Annotated in this window: 21 protein-coding genes; 9 read left to right on the top strand and 12 right to left on the bottom strand. The window is 64.1% G+C overall.

The window, feature by feature from the left end:
* Nucleotides 1-65: 65 nt before the first annotated feature.
* The 6 genes from ppc to AB7245_RS14155 all read right to left on the bottom strand — a co-directional run bounded on the left by ppc (nt 66) and on the right by AB7245_RS14155 (nt 8,050).
* Nucleotides 66-2,864, bottom strand: a complete 2,799-nt coding sequence (gene ppc, locus AB7245_RS14180) for a phosphoenolpyruvate carboxylase (RefSeq protein WP_085403922.1) — start codon at nt 2,862-2,864, stop codon at nt 66-68.
* Between the two features lie 122 nt (nt 2,865-2,986).
* Complete coding sequence (locus AB7245_RS14175) at nt 2,987-3,391, bottom strand: YccF domain-containing protein (RefSeq protein WP_071915736.1); 405 nt, start codon at nt 3,389-3,391, stop codon at nt 2,987-2,989.
* Nucleotides 3,392-3,454: 63 nt separating this feature from the next.
* Nucleotides 3,455-4,534 (bottom strand): rhomboid family intramembrane serine protease, encoded by a 1,080-nt coding sequence (locus tag AB7245_RS14170; RefSeq protein ID WP_085403923.1) that lies wholly within the window; start codon nt 4,532-4,534, stop codon nt 3,455-3,457.
* Nucleotides 4,535-4,621: 87 nt separating this feature from the next.
* Entirely contained in the window at nt 4,622-5,416 is a 795-nt protein-coding gene (locus tag AB7245_RS14165; protein WP_085403971.1) for an enoyl-CoA hydratase/isomerase family protein, read from the bottom strand.
* 111 nt (nt 5,417-5,527) lie between these two features.
* Nucleotides 5,528-7,072 (bottom strand): acyl-CoA synthetase, encoded by a 1,545-nt coding sequence (locus AB7245_RS14160; protein WP_085403924.1) that lies wholly within the window; start codon nt 7,070-7,072, stop codon nt 5,528-5,530.
* A 168-nt stretch (nt 7,073-7,240) separates the two neighbouring features.
* Nucleotides 7,241-8,050, bottom strand: coding sequence for a crotonase/enoyl-CoA hydratase family protein (locus tag AB7245_RS14155; RefSeq protein ID WP_085403925.1), 810 nt, complete (start codon nt 8,048-8,050; stop codon nt 7,241-7,243).
* 105 nt (nt 8,051-8,155) lie between these two features.
* Between AB7245_RS14155 and AB7245_RS14150 the strand changes: the two genes are divergently transcribed.
* From AB7245_RS14150 to AB7245_RS14140, 3 genes are all read left to right on the top strand, one after another.
* Complete coding sequence (locus AB7245_RS14150) at nt 8,156-9,028, top strand: SDR family oxidoreductase (protein ID WP_063986558.1); 873 nt, start codon at nt 8,156-8,158, stop codon at nt 9,026-9,028.
* A gap of 285 nt (nt 9,029-9,313) precedes the next feature.
* The gene (locus AB7245_RS14145) at nt 9,314-10,255 is read left to right on the top strand and encodes an IS110 family transposase (RefSeq protein WP_085403926.1); all 942 of its coding nucleotides are present in this window, start codon (nt 9,314-9,316) and stop codon (nt 10,253-10,255) included.
* Nucleotides 10,256-10,373: 118 nt separating this feature from the next.
* Nucleotides 10,374-11,954, top strand: coding sequence for a fatty acid--CoA ligase (locus tag AB7245_RS14140; RefSeq protein WP_085403927.1), 1,581 nt, complete (start codon nt 10,374-10,376; stop codon nt 11,952-11,954).
* Nucleotides 11,955-12,131: 177 nt separating this feature from the next.
* On the opposite strand, the gene AB7245_RS14135 is transcribed toward AB7245_RS14140, so the two are convergent.
* The gene (locus AB7245_RS14135) at nt 12,132-13,406 is read right to left on the bottom strand and encodes an acyl-CoA dehydrogenase family protein (RefSeq protein ID WP_085403928.1); all 1,275 of its coding nucleotides are present in this window, start codon (nt 13,404-13,406) and stop codon (nt 12,132-12,134) included.
* 212 nt (nt 13,407-13,618) lie between these two features.
* Here AB7245_RS14135 and AB7245_RS14130 point away from each other — a divergent pair, with 212 nt between their 5' ends.
* On the top strand, nt 13,619-14,398 hold the full coding sequence (locus AB7245_RS14130; RefSeq protein ID WP_085403929.1) for an enoyl-CoA hydratase-related protein: 780 nt from the start codon (nt 13,619-13,621) through the stop codon (nt 14,396-14,398).
* A gap of 154 nt (nt 14,399-14,552) precedes the next feature.
* Complete coding sequence (locus AB7245_RS14125; protein WP_085398134.1) at nt 14,553-15,728, top strand: IS481 family transposase; 1,176 nt, start codon at nt 14,553-14,555, stop codon at nt 15,726-15,728.
* A gap of 131 nt (nt 15,729-15,859) precedes the next feature.
* Here the strand turns inward: AB7245_RS14125 and AB7245_RS14120 are convergent, their stop codons facing one another.
* Genes AB7245_RS14120 through AB7245_RS14110 form a run of 3 tightly spaced genes read right to left on the bottom strand, consistent with a single transcriptional unit; the run spans nt 15,860 to nt 18,012 of the window.
* Nucleotides 15,860-16,237, bottom strand: a complete 378-nt coding sequence (locus AB7245_RS14120) for a DUF6285 domain-containing protein (RefSeq protein WP_085403930.1) — start codon at nt 16,235-16,237, stop codon at nt 15,860-15,862.
* 3 nt (nt 16,238-16,240) lie between these two features.
* On the bottom strand, nt 16,241-17,227 hold the full coding sequence (locus AB7245_RS14115; RefSeq protein ID WP_085403931.1) for a phosphotransferase family protein: 987 nt from the start codon (nt 17,225-17,227) through the stop codon (nt 16,241-16,243).
* Nucleotides 17,224-18,012: an enoyl-CoA hydratase/isomerase gene (locus tag AB7245_RS14110; protein WP_028146899.1), complete on the bottom strand. Its 789-nt coding sequence runs from the start codon at nt 18,010-18,012 to the stop codon at nt 17,224-17,226. The genes AB7245_RS14115 and AB7245_RS14110 overlap by 4 nt, the downstream gene beginning before the upstream one ends.
* Before the next feature lie 179 nt (nt 18,013-18,191).
* Here AB7245_RS14110 and AB7245_RS14105 point away from each other — a divergent pair, with 179 nt between their 5' ends.
* The 4 genes from AB7245_RS14105 to AB7245_RS14090 all read left to right on the top strand — a co-directional run bounded on the left by AB7245_RS14105 (nt 18,192) and on the right by AB7245_RS14090 (nt 21,815).
* The gene (locus AB7245_RS14105; RefSeq protein ID WP_085403932.1) at nt 18,192-18,971 is read left to right on the top strand and encodes an SDR family NAD(P)-dependent oxidoreductase; all 780 of its coding nucleotides are present in this window, start codon (nt 18,192-18,194) and stop codon (nt 18,969-18,971) included.
* A 109-nt stretch (nt 18,972-19,080) separates the two neighbouring features.
* On the top strand, nt 19,081-19,461 hold the full coding sequence (locus tag AB7245_RS14100) for a VOC family protein (protein WP_028146897.1): 381 nt from the start codon (nt 19,081-19,083) through the stop codon (nt 19,459-19,461).
* Nucleotides 19,462-19,768: 307 nt separating this feature from the next.
* Entirely contained in the window at nt 19,769-21,046 is a 1,278-nt protein-coding gene (locus tag AB7245_RS14095) for an acyl-CoA dehydrogenase family protein (RefSeq protein ID WP_014496881.1), read from the top strand.
* 151 nt (nt 21,047-21,197) lie between these two features.
* On the top strand, nt 21,198-21,815 hold the full coding sequence (locus tag AB7245_RS14090) for a flavin reductase family protein (protein WP_085403933.1): 618 nt from the start codon (nt 21,198-21,200) through the stop codon (nt 21,813-21,815).
* Nucleotides 21,816-21,988: 173 nt separating this feature from the next.
* Here the strand turns inward: AB7245_RS14090 and yghU are convergent, their stop codons facing one another.
* Both yghU and AB7245_RS14080 read right to left on the bottom strand, forming a co-directional pair.
* The gene (gene yghU, locus AB7245_RS14085; protein ID WP_085403934.1) at nt 21,989-22,870 is read right to left on the bottom strand and encodes a glutathione-dependent disulfide-bond oxidoreductase; all 882 of its coding nucleotides are present in this window, start codon (nt 22,868-22,870) and stop codon (nt 21,989-21,991) included.
* Between the two features lie 180 nt (nt 22,871-23,050).
* Nucleotides 23,051-24,709, bottom strand: coding sequence for a flavin-containing monooxygenase (locus AB7245_RS14080; protein WP_135215958.1), 1,659 nt, complete (start codon nt 24,707-24,709; stop codon nt 23,051-23,053).
* Nucleotides 24,710-24,771: the final 62 nt, after the last annotated feature.

Raw genomic sequence — 24,771 nt, 5'->3', positions numbered from 1 at the left:
CGAATAGCGAATGGTGAGTAGCGAATAGTCGGCAGCGGCACGCCTTCTGTTCGCTACTCGCCCTACTACCCCGTATTCCGCAATCCGGCCGAAATGCCGTTGATCGTGAGCTGAATCCCGCGCAGCACCTGCTCGTCCGGGTTCTGCGCGCGATGCTCCTTGAGCAGCTCGACCTGCACGTGGTTGAGCGGATCGAGATAGGGGAAGCGGTGGCGCACCGAGCGCTCCAGCAGCGGGTTGCCCTGGAGCAGCCGGTCCTGGCCCATGATGTCGAGCAGCGTCTCGATGCAGGAATGCCATTCGCGGCGGATCCGGCCGAAGATTTTTTCGCGCAAGGCTTCGTCCGGCACGAGCTCGGCATAGCGCGAGGCGATCGCGATCGAGCTTTTCGCCAGCACCATGTCCATGTTCGACAGCAGCATGCGGAAGAACGGCCATTCCCTGTAGAGCTCCTTCAGGAACGGCATGCCCTTGTCGGGATGCTCCGCGATCCACTGCTCGACCGCGCTGCCAAAGCCGTACCAGCCGGGCAGCATCAGGCGGCACTGCGCCCAGGAGAACACCCACGGAATGGCGCGCAGATCCTCGATCGCCCGAGTCTTCTTGCGCGAGGCGGGACGGCTGCCGATGTTCAGCGTCGCGATCTCGTTGATGACGGTGGAGGCCCAGAAGTAATCGACGAAACCGTCGGTCTCGTAGACGAGGCCGCGATAGGCCTTGAAAGCCAAATTTGAAAGCTCGTCCATCGCGGTGAGATATTCGCGGCGCGGCGCGCTCTGGCGCGGATGCAGCAGGCTCGCCTCCAGCGTCGCGGCAGCGAGGATCTCCAGATTGTTGCGGCCGACTTCGGCGTTGGAATATTTCGACGAGATGATCTCGCCCTGCTCGGTGATGCGGATCTGCCCGTTCACCGCGCCGCCGGGCTGGGCGATGATGGCGTCATAGCTCGGGCCGCCGCCGCGGCCGACCGAGCCGCCGCGACCGTGGAACAGGCGCAGTCGCACGCTGTGGCGCTCGAACACGTCGACGAGGCCGATTTCGGCCTTGTAGAGCTCCCAGCCCGAGGTGACGAAGCCGCCATCCTTGTTCGAGTCGGAATAGCCGAGCATGACCTCCTGCACGCTGCCGCGGCTGTCGACGAGGCGGCGGTAATCGTGCAGCGACAGCATGCGATCCATGATGGCGCTGGAGGCCTGCAAATCCTCGATGGTTTCGAACAGCGGCACAATGTTGATGGCGCTGCGCCCGGAGGGATGAACGAGGCCGACCTCCTTGAGCAGCACGGCCACCTCGAGCATGTCGGACATGCCCTTGCACATCGAGATGATGCATTGGGGAATGGCGTCCGAGCCGAACTTCGCATGCGCCTCCGCGGCGGAATGGAAGACGTTGAGCTCGCCCATGGTCTCGTCGCTGTATTTGACGAATGGCGAGACCAGCGAGCGCGTGCTGCGCAATTCATTGGTGAGCAGCGAGATGCGCGCGTCCTCGCCCAGCGCGAGATAGGACATGCCGGGATTGGCGGCGTCCATCAGCTCGGCGATGGTACGTTCGTGCACAGCAGAATTCTGGCGGATGTCGAGCCGCGCCAGATGGAAGCCGAAGCAATCCACCGCACGCCGCAGCAGCCGCAGCCGGCCGCGGGCGATGACGCGGGCATTGTTGGAGATCAGCGAACGGTGCAGCACATCGAGATCGGCCTGCAGCTCCCTGACGGTCTCGTAGGGCCTGCCCTTGCCGACCGGCCGGCGCGTGATCTCGACCTCGAGCTTTTCGGCCGTCGCCGTCAGGCGCGCATAGATGCCGGAGACCGCGAGACGATAAGGCTCGCCGCTCCGGTGCGGCGAGGTGTCGGGCGAGCGTTCCGCCAGCGTCCGCAGCTCCTCGGAGACGTCGGCGAGGTGCGCCGCGATCGACAGCTCCGAGCCGAGCACATGCAGCTCGTTGAGATAGAATTGCATCACCCGGCTCGACTGCAGCCGCAGCGTCCCGCGCATCACGTCGGCGGTGACGAAGGGATTGCCGTCGCGGTCGCCGCCGATCCAGCTGCCCATGCGCAGGAACGAGGCGAGCTCGCTTGCAGCCGCCTCGCCAGCCTCCTCCAGTCGGTCTTCGAGCACGTTGACCAGCCGCGGCACCTCGCGCAGGAAGGTGTAATCGTAGAACGACAGGCCGTTGGCGACCTCGTCGAGCACGGTGAGCTTGGTCCGGCGCAAGAGATTGGTCTGCCACAGCGTCAGCACCTCGCGGCGAAGCTGCTCGTCGCTGGCAGCGGCCTCGTCCGCGGTGAGCGCTACACGCTCGCGGCGGTCCAGCAGGCTGGCGACCTCCATCTCGCGGTCCATGGTGCTCTTGCGGCGGACCTCGGTCGGGTGCGCGGTCAGGACCGGGCTGACCAGCGCGGTCTTGAAGAAATTGCGCAGCACATCGGAGCTGATCCCGGCGTCCCTGGCATGGGCCAGCGTCTCCGCCAGCACGCCGGAACCAGAGCTCTGGGCGGCACTGCGGGCGCGCATCTGGCGAATGTTGTTCTGGTCCTCGGCGATGTTGGCGAGATGGGAGAAATAGCTGAAGGCGCGGACGATCCGCACCGTCTCGGAGGTCGACATGCTGTCGAGGATCTGCTCGAGCTCGCGACGGGCGAGCCGGTCCTCGTCGCGGTGGAACCGGATCGAGGTCTGGCGAATGCGCTCGACCAGGTCGAACAACTCAGCACCTTCCTGGTCGCGCACGGTGTCGCCCAGGATACGCCCGAGCAGGCGGATGTCGTCACGCAGCCGCGCATCTGCCTCCAGCGCCTGGGCGTCCTCAGCGCGGTTCGCGCGGTTGTCGATGGCGTCGGGTGGCACGGTCTGGAGGGACATGGCTCGCTTCCTTGTTCGAGCTCGCTTCGCTGCCCGGCTCCGCCGAGTGTGCAAGTTTTTTGCCGCAGCGCAAGATGAAGTTGGGGGCGGCGCACACTGAAAGGGGCGATCACTCCTTGCGGCTAGGCCGGCACGATCACCTTGCCGATCGGCCAGAGCGCGATCCCCGCGAGCTTCAGATGGGCCCAGGCAAAGGGAATGCCGATGATGGTGACGGCGAAGATCACGGCTGTCAGCACGTGGCCGAGTGCCAGCCACCAGCCGGCCAGCACGAACCAGATAATGTTCCCGATCACCCCGAGCGGGCCGGTGCCGATATCGCCCATACCGGTGACCTCGTCGCGGTTGACCGCGCGCGAGCCGAACGGCAGCAGGGCGTAGACCGCGATGTTGAACGCCGCCCGCGCCCAGGGAAGGCCGATGATGGTAATGGCCATGATGACGGAAGCCACCAGCCAGCCGAATGCCATCCAGGCACCGCCGATGAGAATCCAGATCACGTTGAGCAGAATGGAAACGGGGGCCATTAGATTTAGGAACCTTGGGATGATCCGGGGTCAATGAGCCCTCTTATAGCACGACCTCCGCGGTCATAGTCCATGACGCCGGCTGCGTTCGGCACGCAGCGATGTGCCGACAAATCCGACATCCTCGATCCCGCGCGAAATTTCCCTTGCGCAGAGCCACAGCGTCACCGCGGCGGCACCGATCGCGGCCAGCCCCGAGATCAGAACAGGATTGGGACAGAATATGACGAGAAGATTATCGAGTGGAGCGGACCCGGTTGGCCAGCGCGGACTGCAAGAAGATGCCAGAGCCAAACCGCACAGCAGGACGGTGACAGCATTCGCTCCAGCCAGGGCGACCACGACGATCGCAAGACCCTTCTTCATGGAGAGGACGAGATCAACCACCTTCACGACCGCACAGCATGCGACCACGACAACGATGGCCAGGCCCCATCCGGAAATCCCGGCGGCGATGGCCTGACCGCTCCAAGCCCACGCAGCAGCAACACAGGCCAACAGAGTGAGATTGACCTTCACGGCTTCGGGAAATTTGCAACGAAGCGCGTAAGGATTCGCCTTCTCGATGAGGTCCAGCAATGCGCAGGCGATCAATCCGGCCGCAAAGCCGCCGAGATGGACGCCCCAGTCGATCCGCGAATTGCCGAGCGCAAACGCGATGTTCAATCCGATGTTGATGGCGAAGAAGTCGAACCTGACGTCGAGCTTGCCGAGGATCCACAGGCAGAGCAGCGCACCCAAAATGCCCGACGTGGCGCCGGACGCGCCGACGGTCAAATAGGGCGTGGAATGGATGCCATTGCCGATGACGGCGCCGAACACCATCGCGCAGAGATAGATGATGAGGAAATAGGCCGGTCCCACTCGCCGCTCGAGATGTCCGCCCCACAGCACGAGGCACAACATGTTCATGGTGAGGTGGACGAAGTTGACATGCAGGAAGCCATAGGCGAGCAGGCGCCAGTACTCATGCCGCGCGATTGCGCCCGAATACATGCCGCCATAGCGATACAGCAACTCTGCCGGCGCCGCCGGACTGCCTGCCTGGATGAAGCAGAATCCCGACGCCAGGACGGTCACCGTCATTAGCGCGTAAAGGGCCGCATGAGGAACTTCGAAGAAGCTGGCGCGGTATGAGGGCATCGGCGATCGCAAGCGGTTGGCGTGGGAACGTCAACCTAGCCGAGCCGATTACTGATTGCTACTCCAGCGTGCGCGATCAGGCGGCGCCTACCGCCCCTCGAACTTCGGCTCACGCTTCTCCATGAACGCCTTCATGCCCTCGGCCATGTCCTGTGTCTTGAACAGCGGCAGAAGCTGGAGGTAGACGTGGTGAACGTGATCGGAGAAGTTCTCGTTGAGGCCCATCCGCATCATGCGCTTGGAGGCCTGCACCGCGAGCGGCGCGTTGGCTGCGATTTCGCGGGCGATGGCGCGGGCGCGGCCCATCAAGTCGGCATCCGGCACGACCTCGTTGGCGAGGCCCCATTCCAGACACTCGCGGGCGCTGAGCGTCCGGCCGGTGAAGATCAGCTCGGAAGCCTTGGCCCAGCCGAGCATCCGAGGCAGCAGCCAGGTGCCGCCGGATTCCGGCACGACGCCGCGCTTGACGAAGGCCGCCGCAAGCTTCGAGGACTCCGCCATGATGCGGATATCGCAGCCGAGCGCGGTGTCCATGCCGTAACCAGCGGCGCCGCCGTTGACGGCGCAGATGGTCGGCTTGTCCATCGCCTGAAGCACGGTCGGCGGCGTGTTGCGCAGATTGATCGTGGTCGGCGAAGACGCGGCGCTGAGGCCATTGCCGTCGCGCTCCTTGCGCAAATCGAGGCCGGCGCAGAATGCCCGCCCCTTGCCGGTGAGGATCACGACCCGGACGTTGCGGTCCTCATTGGCCTCGGTCAGCAGCCGCGCCAGATCGTTCAGCATCGGGCCGGAGATCGTGTTCATGCGCTCCGGCGCATTCAGCGTGATCACCGCGATGTGGTCGGCGACCTCATAGAGGACTTCGTTTGCGGCGTCGGTCATGATCATTCGTTCCTGTGTTCGTAGCCCGGATGGAGCGAAGCGAAATCCGGGGTCTTTCTGACGCGAGCACCGCCCCGGATTGCGCTTCGCTCCATCCGGGCTACAAGGCTTTCAAATCTTCCGCCCCGCCTGCTCCCAATAGGGATCACGCAGGCGGCGCTTGAATATTTTTCCGGAGTCTTCGCGCGGCAGGCTCGTGCGGATCTCGATGTGCTTGGGCACCTTGTAGTCGGCGAGCGAGCCCTTGAGCCGGGTGCGGATATCGCCGGCATCGAGCGTGACACCTGGTTGCGGCTCGACCACCGCCATCAGCGCCTCGCCGAACTCGGCATCGGGGATGCCGAACACGGCGCAATCATGCACGCCGGGCACGGCGTGGAGCACGGATTCGATCTCGGCCGGATAGATGTTGACGCCGCCTGAGATCACCATGTCGCGCTTGCGGTCGCAGATGAAGACGTAGCCGTCCTCGTCGATATAGCCGACGTCGCCGGAGGTGATGAAGCCGTCGCGGTCGATCTCGGCGCGCTTCTCCGGCTTGTTGTGGTAAGTGAAGTCAGCCATTTCGGCCATGCGGGAATAGATCTCGCCGATCTCGCCCACGCCCAGCACGCGGCCGTCGTCGCCGATGAAGCGCAGCTCGGCGCCCGGCGAAATCCTGCCGACGGTGCCGGGCTTTTTGAGCGCATCCTCGGGGGTCGCGAAGGTGACGGCGCTGGATTCAGTCGAGCCGTAGAATTCGTAGATCACCGGCCCCCACCACTCGATCATCGCGCGCTTGACGTCGGCCGGACATGGCGCGGCGGCGTGGATGATGTGGCGGAGCGAGGAGACATCATACTTCCTGCGCACCGCCTCAGGCAGCTTCATCAGGCGAATGAACATGGTCGGGACCATGAAGATGGTGTCGATCTTGTATCGTTCGATCAGGTCCAGAAATTCTTCGGCCTCGAACCGTGGCATCAGCACCAGTGCGCCGCCGAGCTTGCCGGCGCGGATGCCGAACGAGTTCGGCGCGGAGTGATAGAGCGGGCCCGGCAGGATCGCGCGGGCGCCGGGCTTGAGCCCATAGATCATCGCACGCATGCGCTCGCCGGCCGCCGCCTGTTCCGGCGTGGGCGCATTGCGCCGCACGCCCTTTGGATGGCCGGTCGTCCCTGACGTGTAGATCATGTTCATGGGCTGCGGCACGACCGGGCCGTCGTAGGGCGGGTACTGTGCGAGCCAGGATTCGAAATCGATCGCGAAGTCCGGCGTCTTCAGGTGATCGGGGTCGATCTTGTAGTTGGACAGGATCTCCAGCGGGGTCGGCACGCTGAGCACGGTGACGCCTTTCGGAATGGCATCGCGCAGGGCGTGCAGCATGTCGGCATGTCCAATCAGCACGGACGTGCCGGTATCCCCGAGGATGTAGTTGATCTCCTCCGGCTTGAAGTGCCAGTTGATCGGCACGCCATAGGCCCCGAGCCGCATCGCGGCGTAGGCGGCTTCGAGGAAGGCGATATCGTTGCGCATCAGCATGCAGACGCAATCGCCCTGCTTGACGCCGATTTTGGCGAGGCCGCTCGCGATGCGATCAGCGCGGTTGGCGACTTCGGCATGGGTGCGGCGGCGCTCGCCGGAGACGATGCCGAGGAATGGGGACGTTTCGCTCATTTTTGTTTTTCTTTGTTGTTTAGCGACGTTGCCAGTTAGTCGTCATCACCGGGCTTGTCCCGGTGATCCACGTTCTTGCTTGCCGCTTCTGACCAAGAACGTGGATGGCCGGGACATCTAGCGCGAAGACGCGCTTCGCGCTTCTGCCCGGCCATGACGGAGAGCCTGTCAGTCTACATACCTCGCCTCGCGCTTCTCCAGATTGGAGCGCACCGCTTCGGTCTGGTTCGCACTGCCGATCAGCTTCTGCTGCTCGACCGACTCGGCGAGCAGCGCCGGGCCCGGATCGACCGAGAGATTGTTGAGCAGGCGCTTGGCGGCGCGGATCGCATCGGGGCTCTTGCCGGCGATTTCGCGCGCGACTTCGAGAGCCGTGGCGCGCGGGTCGTCGCAGATGCGCGTCGCGAGGCCGTAGCTCATCGCCTCCTGTGCGGAGAAGATGCGGCCGGTGTAGGTGAGATCGCGCAGGATGTCGTCGCGCACGAGCGAGGCCAGGATCGGCGTGCCGGCCATGTCGGGCACGAGGCCCCATTTGATCTCCATCACCGACATCCGCGCATCCGGTGAGAGAAAGCGCATGTCGGCACCGAGCGAGAGCTGGAACCCACCGCCGAAAGCGACGCCGTGCACGGCCGCGATCACGGGAACCGGAAGCTGGCGCCAGCCCCATACCGCCTGTTGCGGAAAGTTCGCCTGGCCATGCGTACGTTTGGTGAGATCGCGATTTTCGCCACCCGGAATTCCGTTGCCGCCTGTCTCCTTCATGGCGGCAAAACGCCCCATGTCGAGACCGGCGCAGAAGGCGCGGCCTTCGCCCGAGAGCACGACGACACGCACGCCCTTTTCCTTCGAAAGCCGGTCGGTTGCGGCAACAAGGGCTTCGAACATCGCCTGATCGAGCGCATTCATCTTGTCCGCGCGCACCAGGCGCACGTCGGCGACGCCTTCCGAGATCGAGATCGAGACGCGCTCTTCCATGGATGAATTCTCCCCTGTTCTTGTTCAGTGCCGCTTTACAGGAAGCCGGCGGCCGGATTTAGTCAATCGACCAATTAACTGACAATGCCTGCGGAGGAAACAGCCATGTTCAAGGAAAATCTTCTGGCCGGCCGGAACATCCTTGTCACCGGTGGCGGCACCGGGCTCGGCAAGTCGATGGCGGCGCGCTTCCTCCAGCTTGGAGCAGAGGTGCACATCTGCGGCCGGCGCAAGATCGTGTGCGACGAGACCGCGACCGAGCTGATGGCTGAGTATGGTGGCCGCGTCACCAGCCACGGCGTCGACATCCGCAACGCGCTCGCGGTCGAAGAGATGATCGAGACCATCTTTCGTGACGCTCCCCTCACCGATCTCATCAACAACGCGGCCGGCAATTTCATCTCGCGCAGCGAAGAGCTCTCGCCCCGCGGCTTCGATGCCGTCGCCAACATCGTGATGCACGGCACGTTCTATGTGACCCATGCGGTCGGCAAGCGCTGGATCGCCTTGAAGCAGCCCGGCAATGTCGTTTCCATCACCACGACCTGGGTGCGCAACGGCTCGCCTTACGTGGTGCCGTCCGCGATGAGCAAGTCGGCGATCCACGCCATGACGATGTCGCTCGCGACCGAATGGGGCCGCTACGGCATCCGCCTCAACACGATCGCGCCGGGCGAGATCCCGACCGAGGGCATGAGCAAGCGCATCAAGCCCGGCGACGAAGCCGGCGCGCGCACCAAGGCGATGAACCCGATGGGCCGCGTCGGCACCATGGAGGAATTGCAGAACCTCGCGGTGTTCCTGATCTCCGGCGGCTGCGACTGGATCAGCGGCGAGACCATCGCGATGGACGGCGCGCAGGCGCTGGCGATGGGCGGCAATTTCTACCAGCTCCGCGACTGGAGCGACGACGACTGGAAAACCGCGCGCGAGAGCATCATGGCGCAGAACGAGAAGGACCGGGCGAAGCGGGGGTGATGCACCCACCGCTGTCGTCCCGGGGCGCGCATAGCGCGAGCCCGGGACCCATAACCCCAGGATGAGGTTTGGCGAAGACTCACAACCCGATCTCGCGCCACACTCCTCCCTGTGGCTTTGGGTCCCTGTGTCTTGGAAGCCTGTCATGATGGAGTGGGCGGGAAGCCGTTGGGTCCTTGGCGCTTGACGCCGTGATCCGGCCCGGTCTCCCGCCCGTTCCATCTATCAACCTGAACAGTTGCACGAGGCTGCGGCAACAGACCTCGCATCACAGGGACAGGCACCGTGATCATACCCCTTCGTTACGTCGGAATCGACGTCTCCAAACAACATCTCGATATCTTCGATGAGGGCTTGGGTGTGCCGGAGCGCATCGCCAACGCGCCGCAGGCCATCACACAGATCGTGGCGCGTTGGCGATGCGACGTGCTGGTCGTCTTCGAGGCAACGGGTGTCTATGATCTCGAACTTCGCGAGGCGCTGGGTCAGGCCGGTATCCGCTTCGCGCGGATCAACCCGGCCCGGGCTCGCGACTTTGCGCGCGCCAGCGGCCAGCTCGCCAAGACCGACCCGATCGATGCGAGGATGCTGGCGGCCTTTGCGCGGGCCCTGAAGCCAGCCACCGAGCAAATTGCCAATCCCGCCCGCAATGCCTTGGCGAGGCTCGCAAAACGGCGGGATCAGCTGGTCCTCATGCGTGCGCAGGAGAAGAACCGGCGCAGCGAGGCCGACGACCGTGCCATGGCCGATCGTATCGGCCGTCTCATCGAGGTCCTCGACGGCGAGATCGCCGAGATCGAGGCCGACATCAGCACGCTAATCAAGACCGAGCCGGAGATCTCGGGCGATGCGCAGTTGATACGTTCACTTCCTGGCGTGGGTCCCGTAACCTGCATGCAACTGATCGCGCAGATGCCGGAACTCGGAAAAGTGGGACCGAAGCAGGTGGCAGCGCTAGCCGGCCTGGCTCCCTTCAACGTCGACAGCGGGGCTTACCGTGGCAAACGTAAGATCGCCGGGGGCCGAAAGCGCGTCCGTGATGCCCTTTACATGGCTGCTCTCAACGCGGGCCGCCGGGCCGATCCGTTCAAGGTCTTTTACGTACGATTGCGACAGGCCGGCAAACCAGCCAAACTCGCCCTCATTGCCGTCGCCAGGAAGCTGCTGACGGTCCTCAACGCCATGATGCGCGACAGGAAGCCCTACCTGAACGTCAAGCCGACATAACAGTTGCCGGATCGGCGCTTCGCTTGTCCGGGACGACAGCGGGGCCTCTCCCATCTTGTCTTCACCCGCGGATGACGCCACACTCCCAGACATAAAAACAAGACGCCACGGGAGAGACATGTCCACCACACAGCCATTGGCGAATCTCGCCGACATGGTGCGCGAGCGCGCGACCAGCCGCGGCAACGCGACCGCCTACGAGTTCGAGGGCCGCCTCACCAGCTTTGCCGGGTTTGACGTCAAGACCAACAAGGTCGCCAACGCGTTGATCGCGATGGGTGTCAGACGCGGCGACCGCATCGCCTATCTCGGCAAGAACAGCGATCTCTATTTCGAGCTGCTGATGGGCGCGATGAAGGCCGGTGTGGTGATGGCGCCGGTGAACTGGCGGCTTGCCGGGCCCGAGATCGCGTTCATCGTCGCGGATTGCAAGGCGCCGGTGCTGTTCGTCGGGCCGGAGTTCATCGCGCAGGTCCGCCAGATCAAGGACCAGCTGCCTGGCGTGCGCACCGTCATCACCACTGAAGGCGGCGCGCCGGAATGGCAGGATTTTACGGCCTGGCGCGATGCGCAAAGCGGCGACGACCCGAAGGTGCCGATCGACACGAAGGACATCGCGATCCAGCTCTACACGTCGGGCACGACAGGCAAGCCGAAAGGCGCGATGCTGTCGCATGCGAACTTCCTCAACCTCGTACAAACAGGCAATGCCGAGGACAAGCCGGAGTGGAACCGGTGGTCGACCGACGACGTGTCGCTGGTGGCGATGCCGATCTTCCACATCGGCGGCTCCGGCTGGGGCGTGATGGGACTCTATCACGGCGCCCGCGGCGTGATCGCGCGCGAGTTCGATCCGACCAAGGTGCTGGATTTCTTCGAGCAGTCGGGCATCACCAAGCTGTTCATGGTGCCGGCGGCGATGCAGTTCGTGGTACGGCAGCCGCGCGCGAAGACGGTCGATTTCTCGCGCCTGAAATACATGCTGTATGGCGCCTCGCCCATTCCGGCGGCGCTGCTGAAGGAATGCATCGAGATCTTCAAATGCGGCTTCGTGCAGATGTACGGCATGACCGAGACGACAGGCACCATCGTCGCGCTGCCGCCGGAGGACCACGTCGAGGGCCTCGAGCGGATGCGCTCGGCCGGCAAGGCGCTGCCGGGCGTCGAGATCGCGATTCTGGATGCGGACGGCAAACCGCTGCCGCCGCGCGAGGTCGGCGAGATCGCGACGCGCTCGGGCTCCAACATGGCCGGCTATTGGAATTTACCGGAGGCGACCGCCTCGACCCTGCGCGGCGATGGCTGGCTGCGCACGGGCGACGCCGGCTACATGGACGAGGACGGCTATCTCTACATCCACGACCGCATCAAGGACATGATCATCTCCGGCGGCGAGAACATCTACCCGGCCGAGGTCGAGAGCGCGCTGTGCGATCATCCTGACGTCGCCGAGGCCGCCGTGATCGGCGTGCCCGACGACAAATGGGGCGAAGCCGTGAAGGCCGTCGTGGTGATGAAGCCCGGCAAGCAGGCGACCGCCACCGACATCATCAACTTCACCCGCGAACGTATCGCTGGATTCAAGACACCGAAGAGCGTGGAGTTCTTGCCGGCGCTGCCGCGGAATCCGTCAGGCAAGATCTTGCGGCGGCAGCTGAGGGAGCCGTATTGGGTAGGGAAGGACCGACGGGTGAATTAGCCCCGCTCTATCCGCGTCGTCGTCCCGGGGCGCGCGCAGCGCGAGCCCGGGACCCATAACCACAGGGTGGAGTTTGGCGAAGACACGGAGTTGCCGTCTCGCCTCAAACTACTCCCTGGGGTTATGGGTCCTCCCCGCATTCGCGGGGACGACTCGGGGAGAGATCGCAGCGTCTCTCTAATGCTTCCCCGGCCCCATATACCCGAACAAGAACCCCGCCACCTTCCGCATCTGGATCTCCTCACTCCCCTCCGTGATGCGATAGCGGCGGTGGTGGCGGTAGATGTGCTCGAACGGCTTGTGGCGTGAATAGCCCATGCCGCCGTGGACCTGCATGGCACGGTCGGCGGATTCGCAGCAGAGGCGGTTTGCCCAGTAGTTGCACATGGAGACGCGGTCGGAGAGCGTGCGCTCGATCTGCTCCTCATTGAGCTGGTCCATCTCCCAGGCTGTCTTGCGGATCAACAGGCGCAGCATCTCGGCTTGGGTCGCGAGCTCGACCAGCGGAAACTGGATCGCCTGGTTCTCGGCGAGCGCCTTGCCGAACGGCTTTCGCTCGCGCGCGTACTTCACACTCTCGTTGATGCAGTAGACGGCGGCGCCGAGCGAGCTTGCCGCCTGGCGGATGCGGTTCTGGTGGACAAAGCACTGCGCCAGCGACAGGCCGCGGCCGACTTCGCCGAACAGCGCATCCTCAGGCACGAACACGTCCGTAAAGCTGACGCGCGGATGGTCGGTCGGCATGTTGAAGGTCCACATGTACTCCTCGACCTTCACGCCATGGCTCTTGGCCGGCACCAGGAAGCAGGTGATGCCGCGGGCATCGCCGTCATTGCCCGAGGTGCGCGCGAACAGCGCGCAATGCGTGGCGACGTGCATGCCGGTCGTCCACATCTTCTCGCCGTTGATGATCCAGCCCTTGACGTTGTCGCGGGTCGCGGGCACCGCGCGCGTCTCCATGTGCGTCGCGTCCGAGCCGTGATGCGGCTCCGTCAATCCAAAGGTGATGCGGTACTTGCCCCTGATCGAGCCGTCGATCATCGCCTTCTGGTCGTCGCGGCCATAGCGATCGAGCATGGTGACAACGGGAAAATTGCCGACGATGGAGTGCTCGTTCTGAAGATCGTTGTGCAGGCCGAGACCCTTGGCGGCAAAGTGCTCGCGGATCACAGCCATCCAGAGGTTGGAGCCGTCCTTGCCGCCATATTGCTTCGGCACCGGAAAGCGCAGATGGCCGGCGGCGTCCGCGAGATCCTTGGCCTTGCGCAGCAGCGCTTCCCACTCATGGCGCGGCAGGCCGCCATTGTCGAAATCGGTGCGCGCCCATTCGCGGCGATGGTCGAAGAAGCGGATGTTGTCGTCGGCCTGTTCGAGCGGCTTGATCTCGCGTTCGATGAATCGATCGAGCTCTCCGAGATAGGCGACGAGATCGGCAGGCAATGAGAAATCCACGGCTCTCTCCCGGAGTAGTTTTGTCGTTTTGCGTTAAGGCGCTAACCGCGCTTTTGCTTCGCGCGATTAAGGTGAGAAGTGCGCGCGCAAGTCAAGCAAGGCAAGGCGTGTGACGGGCGCAAGGCGCGCCCGCGCAATTCGATGGTGTCGCGGCGCTGGCACGCGCTAGTATGACGCCAATATTCCTTCACGAGAAAATGCGGGAGCGCGCGATGGATCTGAAATTCTCAAAGGTGGAACGCAAGGGGCCGATCACGATCGTTACGCTGTCGCGGCCCGAGGTCTACAACGCGCTGCACACCGACGCGCATTTCGAGCTCCAGAAGGTGTTTGACGATTTCTCAGCCGATCCCGAGCAGTGGGTCGCGATCGTCACCGGCGCCGGCGACAAGGCGTTCTGCGCCGGCAACGATTTGAAGTGGCAGGCGGCGGGCGGAAAGCGCGGCTGGGACAAGGGCGGCTTTGCCGGCCTTACCTCGCGCTTCGATTGCGACAAGCCGATCATCGCCGCGGTCAACGGCGTCGCCATGGGCGGCGGCTTCGAGATCGCGCTCGCCTGCGACCTGATCATCGCCTCGGAGAATGCGACCTTCGCCCTGCCCGAGCCGCGCGTCGGCCTTGCCGCACTCGCCGGCGGCCTGCACCGGCTGCCGCGCCAGATCGGGCTCAAGCGTGCCATGGGCATGATCCTCACTGCGCGCCATGTCAGCGCCAAGGAGGGCCATGAGCTCGGCTTCGTCAACGAGGTGGTGCCGCAGGGTGAGGCCCTGTCGGGCGCGCTGCGCTGGGCGGAGATGATCACCAAGAACTCGCCGATGTCGATCCGGGCGTCGAAGCAGACCATCCAGAAGGGCCTCGCCGTCTCGCTGGAGCAGGCGATCGAGGAGCAGCGGGAATATCCAGCGGTGAAGGCGATGGTGGCCTCGCAGGATTATATCGAGGGCCCGAAGGCATTCTCGGAGAAGCGGCCGCCGAAATGGGTGGGGAAGTAGAGCGCCGCTCTCCTCGTCACGACGACGGATGCCCCAACACCACAGGTGTCATGCCCCGGCTTGATGTTTAGCCCGGACAGATCACTGACGGGTGTTCGGAGACATAGCTGACACATCAACATTGGCTGGATTGGTCCGATTCGGGAGGCCGTCCATGCCTTGGAGCGAGGTGTCAGTGATGGATCAGCGCCACGAGTTTGTGCGGCTGGCTTTGCAGGAGGGCGCCAACCGGCGCGAACTGTGCCGTCGGTTCAACATCAGTCCTGACGTCGGCTACAAGTGGCTGGCGCGCTGGCAGGCCGGCGATCGGGAGCTGGCCGACTGTTCCCGGCGCCCGCATGCGATGCCCAAGCGGAGTGAGGCTGCGGTCGAGGCAGAAGTCCTGGCTGTACGCGACAAGCATCCGGCTTGGGGAGCACGGAAGATTGCCCATTGCCTGAAGCGGGGCGGGCAGACGGTGCCTGTGCCATCAACGGTGCACCAGATCCTGTGTCGGAACGACCGGATCAAACCGAGTGAGAATGCGCCGCCCAATCCGGGCCACCGGTTCGAGAAGGAAGCTCCCAACCTGCTGTGGCAGATGGACTTCAAGGGTCACCTGCCGCTCGCCAATGGGACGCGGTGCCATCCGCTAACGATCGTCGACGATCACTCGCGCTACGTGCTGTGCCTGAAGGCATGTGCCGACGAGCAGCGCCTCACCGTGCAGAATCACCTGTCGACGACGTTCCGCTGCTATGGCCTGCCGGAGGCCTTCTACACCGACAATGGCTCACCCTGGGGCGATACGTCCGGCATTCGTTGGACCGGACTGAAGGTGTGGCTGCTCAAGCTTGGCGTCAGGGTGGTGCACGCAAGGCCATGCCACCCACAGGCCCGCGGCAAGAACGAACGCTTCCATCGCACCCTGAAGGCCGAGGTGTTTGCAATGCGCCGCTTCCGAACTCTCCCGGAAGTCCAGCGCGCCTTCGACGCCTGGCGGCCGGTCTACAATCTGGAGCGGCCTCACCAAGGCCTCGATATGCAGGTCCCTGCCGATCGCTTCCGGCCAAGTGCTCGCCCCATGCCGGCCCGCGTTCCGAACGTCGAATACGACAGCGGCGAGATCGTGCGCAGGGTCTCATCGACAAGACCCTACATCTCCTTCAAGGGACACTTCTGGAAAGTTCCCCAGGCCTTCGCCCGCGAACGCCTTGCCATCCGGCCGCTGGATCGTGACGGCCACTACGGAATCTTCTTCGCCAGCTGGCAGGTCGCATCGATCGACTTGACCAATGGCCAACCTGTCAGTGATGTGTCCGAACAGGTGTCAGCCATGTCTCCGGGCTAAACACTTGACCGGGGCATCCAGTACGCCGCGGCTTCAACGCATCTCATTGCCGTCTCTGGAATACTGGATCGCCCCCCCCTGTGCGCAATTGCGCACTAGGCGGGCGATGACAGCGGAGAATATGGCACCGTCTACCCGCCTCGCCCCAGCTCCCGCTTGTATGAGGCATAGTTCGGCTGGTCGACCGCTAGCTTATCCATTGTGGTCTGCCAGAGATGCTCGGCGAGCCCCGGCGTTGCCAGATCAATCTCACCCTTGGCGATGCGATCGGCGAGCGCGCGGTTGAGATCGGCCACCGGGCCGTCCATGCCGAGCAGCGCGCGCAGCCGCTCCACCTCCTTCGCGTCGCTCCTCTCCTCCTGCGTCAGCTGCCGCGTCACGAGGTCGAGGATGTTGATGGCGACGCGCAGCTTGAAGGCCTGATGGCCGGAGATCAGCGGCGTGATGTCGTTGCCGAGGAAATCGGCGACCGCCTTGGTCAGCTCGGTCGGTGTCGGTTCGTCCTGCATGTGTCAGCTCCCGCGCGGCGCCAGCAGCCGCAACAGATCGATCTCGGTCTCGCTGGCGCGGCGGCCGATCATGGCGCGTTCCATCGAATGATCCGGCCCCTCGCGGAACCGCTGCATCATGCCGCCGCACATGATGCCCCAGCGCAGCGTGCCCATCACTTCCCAGAATTTGACGCGCGCAGGATCGCATTTGCGGCCCGCGGCCTCATAGCCGGCGAACAATTCCTCGCGTGTGCCAAAACCGCCCACCGGCTTGTCGATCTCACCAAAGCGCCAGGAGTTGACGCAGACCCAGCCGAGATCCTCCATGGGATCGCCGAGATGGGCGAGCTCCCAGTCGAGCACGGCGCGGACGCCGTCGGCGCCGATGATGAGATTGCCGTTGCGGAAATCGCCGTGCACCAGCGTGGTCTCGGCCGAGGGGCCGGGATCATGGTCGCGCAGCCAGCGCAGCGCCAGCTCGAACACGGGCTTTGGCCAGTTCAGGCTGCGATAGTCGCGCTCGAACTCGCCGATCTCCTGGGTCGCGGACCGGCTGCGCAGCTCGGGCAGCTTGTCCTGTGGCAGTTTGTGCAGGCCGGCGAGCACGCCGCCGATCTGCCGCGCGAGACGCGGCCGCGCCGCCGCGTACTCATCATCGCGAAGAATCTTACGGGCGATGGTCTCGCCCTCGACCCGCTGCATGATGAAGCCGGTGCCGAGATTTTCGTCGGGCGTCAACACATGCATCACGCGCGGCGACGGCACGCCCGCCTCATAGGCAAGCTGCATCAACTGGGCTTCGGCGGCGAGACCTGCCGCGCGCGTCGGCGCGGCGCCATAGCCCTTCGGCGAGCGGCGCAGGATCGCGCCGATCGGCCCATCGGGATGCTCGATGTCGAAGCGCCAGGTTTCCTGGCTGGCGCCGCCGGACAGTTTTGCCGCGCCGGTGACGCCAGTCGCCCCTTCGCACCAGCGCGCGACGCTGCGGGAGAGCTCGGCCTCGATCATTTGCCTTTGAACTGCGCCGGGCGCTTCTCCAGGAACGCGCCAACGCCTTCACGGAAATCGTCCGTGTCGCCGGCACGCAGCTGGCACTGGAATTCGAGATTGAGCTGATCCTCGAACGAATTTTCGGGGCTGTCCCAGTAGAGCTTGCGGATCAGCGACAGCGCGACCGTCGGGCCGCTGGCGAGATCGCGCGCGAGCTTCATCGCCTCCTCCATCAGCACGCCGTCGTCATAGACGCGGTTGACGAGGCCCCATTCCAGCGCCTTCTCGGCCGGCAGGCGCTCGCCCATCAGCGACAATTCGACCGAACGCGCCCGGCCGATCAGGCGCGGCAGCAGCCAGGTCGAGCCGCAATCCGGCACCAGGCCGATGCGGCGGAAGGCTTGAAGAAAGTAAGAGGACCGCGCGCACAAAATCATGTCGCCGAGCAGCGCGAAGCTCATGCCGGCGCCGGCGGCCGGGCCGTTGACGGCAGTGACGATCGGGCAATGCAGATTGCGGATGCGGCGCAGGAAGGGATGAAAGCCGGTCTCGAGCGTCAGGCCGGCCTTGGTCTTCTTCGACTGGTTGTTGCGCCCTTGCAGATTCGCGCCGGTGCAGAACGCCCGCCCCGCGCCAGTCAGCACCACGCAGCGCACCTCGCCCTTCTTCTCCTCGATCGCGTCGAGGGCATCGGAGAGGCCGCCCAGCATGTCCATGGAGACCGCGTTCATCACCTCCTGATGGTCGAGCCGGAGGATCGCGACCGAGCCATCGAAATCGAGCGTGACGTGTTTGAACTGCATGGTTTCCTCGTCAGTTGGTACTAGCGATGTTTCGCAGACCGGAATTAGTTTTGCCGGGGCGCATATTTGATTTTTGTCGCGGCCTTGTCCATGGTGGTCCGAACATACCTTGTCGTCGTATCGCACAATCTTGCGCGCACAGGCTGGCGCGCGCCCGTGCCAAAAACAGGAAACGCGCCATGAACCTTTTCGACCTCAGCGGCCGCGTCGCCGTGATCACCGGCGGAAATGGCGGTATCGGGCTCGGCATCGCGCAGGCGCTCGCCGGCCAGGGCTGCAACGTCTTGATCTGGGGCCGCAATCCTGACAAGAACAAGGCTGCTGCCGCGAGCATGACGGGCCTCTCCGGCAAGGTCGACACCCGCGTCTGCGACGTCACCGATCCGGCTTCGGTCAATGCCGCGATGAAGGCGACGCTCGACATTTTCGGCCGGGTCGACGGCTGCTTTGCCAATGCCGGTATCGGCGGCGGCGGCCGGCGCTCCTTCATCGAGCGCACCGAGGAAGAGTGGCGCACGATGTTTGCGACCAATCTGGACGGCGTGTTCCACGCTTTCCAGGCCGCCGCAAAACACATGACCGAGCGCGCCAATGCCGGCGATCCCTTCGGCCGGCTGGTCGCGACATCGAGCCTCGCCTCGATCTTCGGCACTGCGCGCAATGAGCACTATGCCGCGACCAAGGCCGCGATCAACGCGCTGGTGCGCGCGCTCGGCGTCGAGCTGGCGCGTCACGGCGTCACCGCGAACGCGATCCTGCCCGGCTGGATCAAGAGCGACATGACCGCGGGCATCATGGCCAACGAGAAGTTCGTCGCCAATGTGATGCCGCGCATTCCGATGCGGCGCTTCGGCGAGGCCAGCGATTTCGGCGGCATCGCGGTGTATCTGATGAGCAAGGCGTCGTCGTATCACACCGCGGATACGTTCGTGATCGACGGCGGCTATACGGCGTTTTGAATCTCGTAGCCCGGATGGAGCGAAGCGTAATCCGGGATTTTCAAAAACAAGCAAGACCCGGATTTCGCTGCGCTCCATCCGGGCTACAAACTCTGAGGGGAATGGGCAAATGTTCTCACACATCATGATCGGCACCAACGACCTGGACAAGGCCAAGGCGTTCTACGACCAGCTGCTCGGCACGCTCGAGGTGCGCCCGGCCAGGGTCGACGGCCATCGCATCTTCTACATCACCAAGACCGGCGTGTTCTCGGTGACGAAGCCGATCAACGGCGAGGCCGCCACGTGTGCGAATGGCAGCACCATCGGCTTTGCCGCCAACTCGCCTGAGCAGGTCGACAAGTGGCACGCCACCGGCGTCGCCGCCGGCGGAACGCCGATCGAGAATCCACCCGGCATCCGCGAGGGCGCAGGGAACAAGCTCTACATCGCTTATTTGCGCGACCTCGACGGCAACAAGATCTGCGCGATGCATCGGCTGCCGAACTGATTGCTCCAGGACGGTGTCATTCCCCGCCTTGTGCGCAATTGCGCACTGGAGCGGGGAATCCAGTACGCCGCGGCTTCTCCGTAAATCGCTGACGTCACGGAGTACTGGATCGCCCGGTCAAGCCGGGCGATGACAACAGTGAGTGCGGCCCGCACCTGCCTCCTCACGCCGTTCAAACAACATTTCAAACACTCTCGCGATATTCCATCGCATGGCATGGGTCGCCTGAAAAAATGCGCGCTCGCGCTTTGGCCGCGCTGCGACTATTCTGCGGCCCAACGCGATCTCAGTGACCCCGGGAGGAACAATGACAAAGCACGCCTACATACCCCGCACCACCAACTACACCCTCAATCCCGGCGACGAGCTCAACGATCTTCGCATGTCGGACCAGGTCCGGCCGCTCTACGATCACGTCAGGAAATTCATCCGCGACACCGTCGAGCCTATGTCGATCGAATTCGCCAAGGCCGGCGAAGGCAAGCAGGATCGCTGGAGCTTTACGCCGAAACAGCTCGAGGTGCTCGAGGTCGCCAAGAACAAGGCCAAGAAGGAAGGCCTCTGGAATTTCTTCCTGCCCGACGACGAGACCGGTCAGGGCCTGAAGAATCTCGACTACGCCTATATCGCCTCCGAGCTCGGCAAGAGCCCGCTGGCCTCCGAGACGATGAACTGCTCGGCGCCGGACACCGGCAACATGGAAGTGCTGGAGCGCGTCGGCACCAAGGAGCAGAAGGAGAAGTGGCTGAAGCCGCTGATGAACGGCGAGATCCGTTCGGCCTATGTCATGACCGAGCCGAACGTCGCCTCCTCCGACGCCAAGAACATTTCGACGACCGCAAAGCTCGTCGGCGACGAATGGGTCATCAACGGCGAGAAATATTACATCTCCGGCGTCGGCGATCCCCGCTGCAAGATCCTCATCGTGATGGTGAAGACCAATCCGGATGCGGCGCCGAGCAAGCAGCAGTCGCAGATCCTGGTGCCGCGCGACACGCCCGGCGTCGAGGTGCTCGGGCCCATGTACGTGTTCGGCCAGGACCACGCCCCGCGCGGCCACATGCACATGCGCTTCAACAACGTCCGCGTGCCCAAGGAGAACATGCTGCTCGGCGAAGGCCGCGGCTTCGAGATCTCGCAGCTCCGCCTCGGCCCGGGCCGCATCCATCACTGCATGCGCACCATCGGCAAGGCCGAGAAGGCGCTGGATCTGATGGTTCAGCGTGGCCTCACCCGCGAGGCCTTCGGCAAGAAGATCGCCCATCTCGGCGGCAACATGCAGATCATCGCGCAGGCGCGCTGCGAGATCGAGGCGATGCGGCTGATGGTGCTGAAGGCCGCCAAGGCGATGGACGTGCTCGGCAACAAGGAGGCCCGCGTCTGGGTGTCCATGGTCAAGGCCATGGTGCCGGAGCGCGCCTGCAAGATCATCGACCAGTCGATCCAGATGCACGGCGCCACCGGCATCTCGCACTGGACCCCGCTCGCGGAGATGTACCAGGACGTCCGCCATCTGCGCTTCGCCGACGGTCCGGACGAGGTGCACTGGATGGTGGTGGGACGCCACGAGTTGAGCATGGCGTAAAAGTCTCTGGCCTCTCCCCGCTCGGGAAGAGCCGTAGGGTGGGCAAAGGCGCGCTCTTCGCGCGCCGTGCCCACCATCGCGGCTTCGCAAGAAGTGGTGGGCACGCTTCGCTTTGCCCACCCTACGAGAGTTTCACTCCTACGGAGCCACCATGGAATACGCCGCCAGCGACCTGACGCCACGCGAGCGCTACAAGGTGCTGACGTCCTTCATCCTGCCACGGCCGATCGCGTGGGTGACCTCGGTCGGGCCGACCGGCGTCGTCAACGCCGCGCCGTTCAGCTTCTTCAACGCCTTCTGCGAAGATCCGCCGCTGTGCATGTTCGCGGCGAACCGGAAGCCCAACGGCCAGGACAAGGACACGTTTCTCAACATCCAGCGCACCGGCGAGTTCGTGGTCAACCTCGCCGACGAGCCGCTGGCGAAGGCCATGCACGAGAGCAGCGGAGATTTTCCCCCTGAAGTGGGCGAGCCTGACTATCTCGGGCTGAAGCTCGCACCGTCGGCGAAGATCGCCGTGCCGCGGCTCGCCGACACGCCCTGGGCGATGGAGTGCAAGCTCTGGAAGATGATCGACGTCAACGACGATCGCCGGCTGATCATGGGCGAAGGCATCCACTTCCATATCCGCGACGAGCTCTGGGACGACAAGGCGATGCGGGTGCACATGGACCGCTATCACCCGATCGGCCGCATGTTCGCCGACCGCTACTGCCGCACGGATGATCGCGTGGTGTTTCCGGCCGCGGAGGGGGCGAAGAGGAAGTAGGCCGCGCCATCGCGCTCCCTCGCCCCGTTCTTACGGGGAGAGGGCTGGGGTGAGGGGCTGCTTCCGAGAAAACAGTGTGAGTTGGACTCGCGGAGAGTCCCCCTCACCCGAATTCGATCTTCGATCGAATTCGACCTCTCCCCGCAAGCGGGGCGAGGTGAAGCGAGCACCGTTTACGTCGCCGCCGGCTCGCCGATCTTGTCCTGCGTCTTGGTGTCGAAATCGCCGGCGTCGTGCCGCTCGTGGAGCTGGCTGGCGGGATCGCCGGAGACGCGGTTGACCATGCGGCCGCGCTTGACGGCCGGGCGCTTGGCGATCTGATCGGTCCAGCGCTGCACGTGCTTGTAGTCCTGCACCGACAGGAATTCGCCGGCGCCATAGACCAGCCCCTTGGCGAGCGCGCCATACCAGGGCCACACCGCGATGTCGGCGATGGTGTACTCATTGCCCGCGAGGTACTCGTTGTCGGCGAGGCGCCGGTCGAGCACGTCGAGCTGGCGCTTGACCTCCATCGCAAAACGGTCGATGGCGTATTCGATCTTGGTCGGCGCGTAGGCGTAGAAGTGACCAAAACCGCCGCCGAGATATGGCGCGCTGCCCATCTGCCAGAACAGCCAGGACATCGCTTCGGTGCGACTCTTGATATCCTTCGGCAGGAAGGCGCCGAACTTCTCGGCGAGGTAGACCAGGATCGAGCCGGATTCGAACACCCGGATCGGCTCGGGACCGGAGCGGTCCACTAGCGCGGGAATTTTCGAGTTCGGGTTGATGTCGACAAAGCCGCTGCCGAACTGGTCGCCATTGCCGATCCTGATCAGCCAGGCGTCGTATTCGGCGCCCTTGTGGCCGAGCGCCAGCAGTTCCTCCAGCATCACCGTGACCTTCACGCCGTTCGGCGTCGCCAGCGAATAGAGCTGGAAGGGATGCTTGCCGACCGGCAGCTCCTTGTCGTGGGTCGCGCCGGCAATGGGGCGGTTGATGCTGGCGAACTGCCCGCCGTTCTCCTTGTTCCAGATCCAGACTTTGGGCGGTACGTAGGCGGGGGCGTCGGTCATGCGGGGGCTCCGGCGAAAAGATGCGCCTGCATTAATTAGCCCGCGAATGGCCGATGGCAAGGGCGCAGAAATGCATTGCCGGGCGGGGCAACTCTACGTTTCGTCATGGCAGGCCACTTCCCCGCCGTCGTTCCGGGCCCGCCGCTCTACGGCGCCCCGGAATGACGATCGGAGCGAGGCTCAGGACGCGGCCGCAGTCAGCCCCTGCTCGGCCCTCTCCAGCAAAAACCCCTCATATCCCTTCGCCGCGACCTCGTCGCAGATCCGGCGGTAGACGCCGACGCCGCCGATATAGGGCATGAAGATGCGCGGCTTGCCTGGAATGTTGGCGCCCATGTACCAGGAATTGGCCTGCGGATAGAGCGTGCCGTGGGCGACCTCGTTGACATGGGCGACCCACTTGTCCTCGGCCTCCCCGCTTGCCTCCATGGTGGCAACACCCTGCCTGCGCATGTGAACGAGGCAATCGGCGATCCAGTCGACATGCTGCTCGATCGAGACGATCATGTTCGAGAGCACCGACGGGCTGCCGGGGCCGGTGATGATGAAGAGGTTCGGAAAGCCCGCGCTCATCAGCCCGAGATAGGTCTTCGGGCCTTCCGCCCACTTCTCGTTCAGCGTCCGTCCGCCCGGGCCACTGATGTCGATCTTCGCGACCGAGCCAGTCATGGCATCGAACCCCGTCGCCATCACCAGCGCATCGACCTCGTGGTCCTTGCCTGCGACACGCACGGCATTCGCGGTGACCTCCTCGATTGGATTGGTCTTGATGTCGACCAGCGAGACGTTCGGCCGGTTGAAGGTCGCGAAATAATCCGTATCGATGCAGATGCGCTTGGTGCCGATCGGATGGCTGTTCGGCTGCAACAGCTTCGCGGTTTCGGGGTCCTTCACGATCTCGGCGATCTTGCCGCGCACGAAGTTCGCCGCGGTATCGTTCGCCGATCGCTCGAGGCCGAGATTGTTGTAGACATACATGAAGGTGAGCCCGCCGCGCTCCCAGCGCGCCGAATATTTGCCATTCCTGGTCTCATCGCTGTCGTCGAGTGCGCCGCGATCGGGTTGCTCGGCGAAAATGCCGTTGCGTGCGATTTCGCGGGCGAAGCGGCGGATCTCCGGATAGGTTTTGCGGACGTTGTTGCGCTCTTCGTCGGTCAGCGCGGCGTTGCGCGCGGGAATCGAAAAATTCGCCGTGCGCTGAAACACGGTGAGATGTCTTGCTTGTTCGGCGATGACGGGCGTCGATTGGATGCCAGACGATCCCGTCCCGATCAAGCCGACGCGCAAGCCCGTGAAGTCGACGTCTTCATGCGGCCAACTGCCAGTGTGGTAGACCGGTCCCTTGAAGCTCTCGAGGCCCTTGATGTCGGGCTTGCGCGCGTTCGAGAGGCAGCCGGTCGCGAGCACGATGAACTGCGCCTCAACCGTCTTGCCGTCGGACGTCGTCACCGACCAGCACTTCGCCCGCGCGTCGAACGCCGCGCGCTCGACGCGGGTGTCGAACTGGATGTCGCGGCGAAGATCAAAACGGTCGGCAACGTGGTTGGCGTAGTTCAGGATCTCCGGCTGCGGCGCGTAGCGCTCGCTCCAGTCCCATTCCTGCTGAAGCTCTTCCGAGAACGAGTAGGAATACTGCATGCTCTCGACATCGCAGCGCGCGCCGGGATAGCGATTCCAGTACCAGGTGCCGCCGACGCCACCGCCCTGCTCATAGACGCGCGCCGAGAAGCCAAGACCGCGCAGGCGGTGCAGCATGTACATGCCGGCAAAGCCCGCGCCGACGACGACCACGTCGTAGGCCTTCACGGTTCGGGCCGGACTCGCTTGCGCTTGCGACATCGGTTGGCGCTCCCTCGCTGTTTTCTCTTTGTTTGCGCCAGCATTCTCACAGACCCACAAAA

The sequence above is a fragment of the Bradyrhizobium sp. 604_D8_N2_3 genome (genome assembly GCF_051810765.1).
Lineage (GTDB): Bacteria > Pseudomonadota > Alphaproteobacteria > Rhizobiales > Xanthobacteraceae > Bradyrhizobium > Bradyrhizobium barranii.
This window is presented reverse-complemented; position numbering and strand designations above follow the sequence as displayed.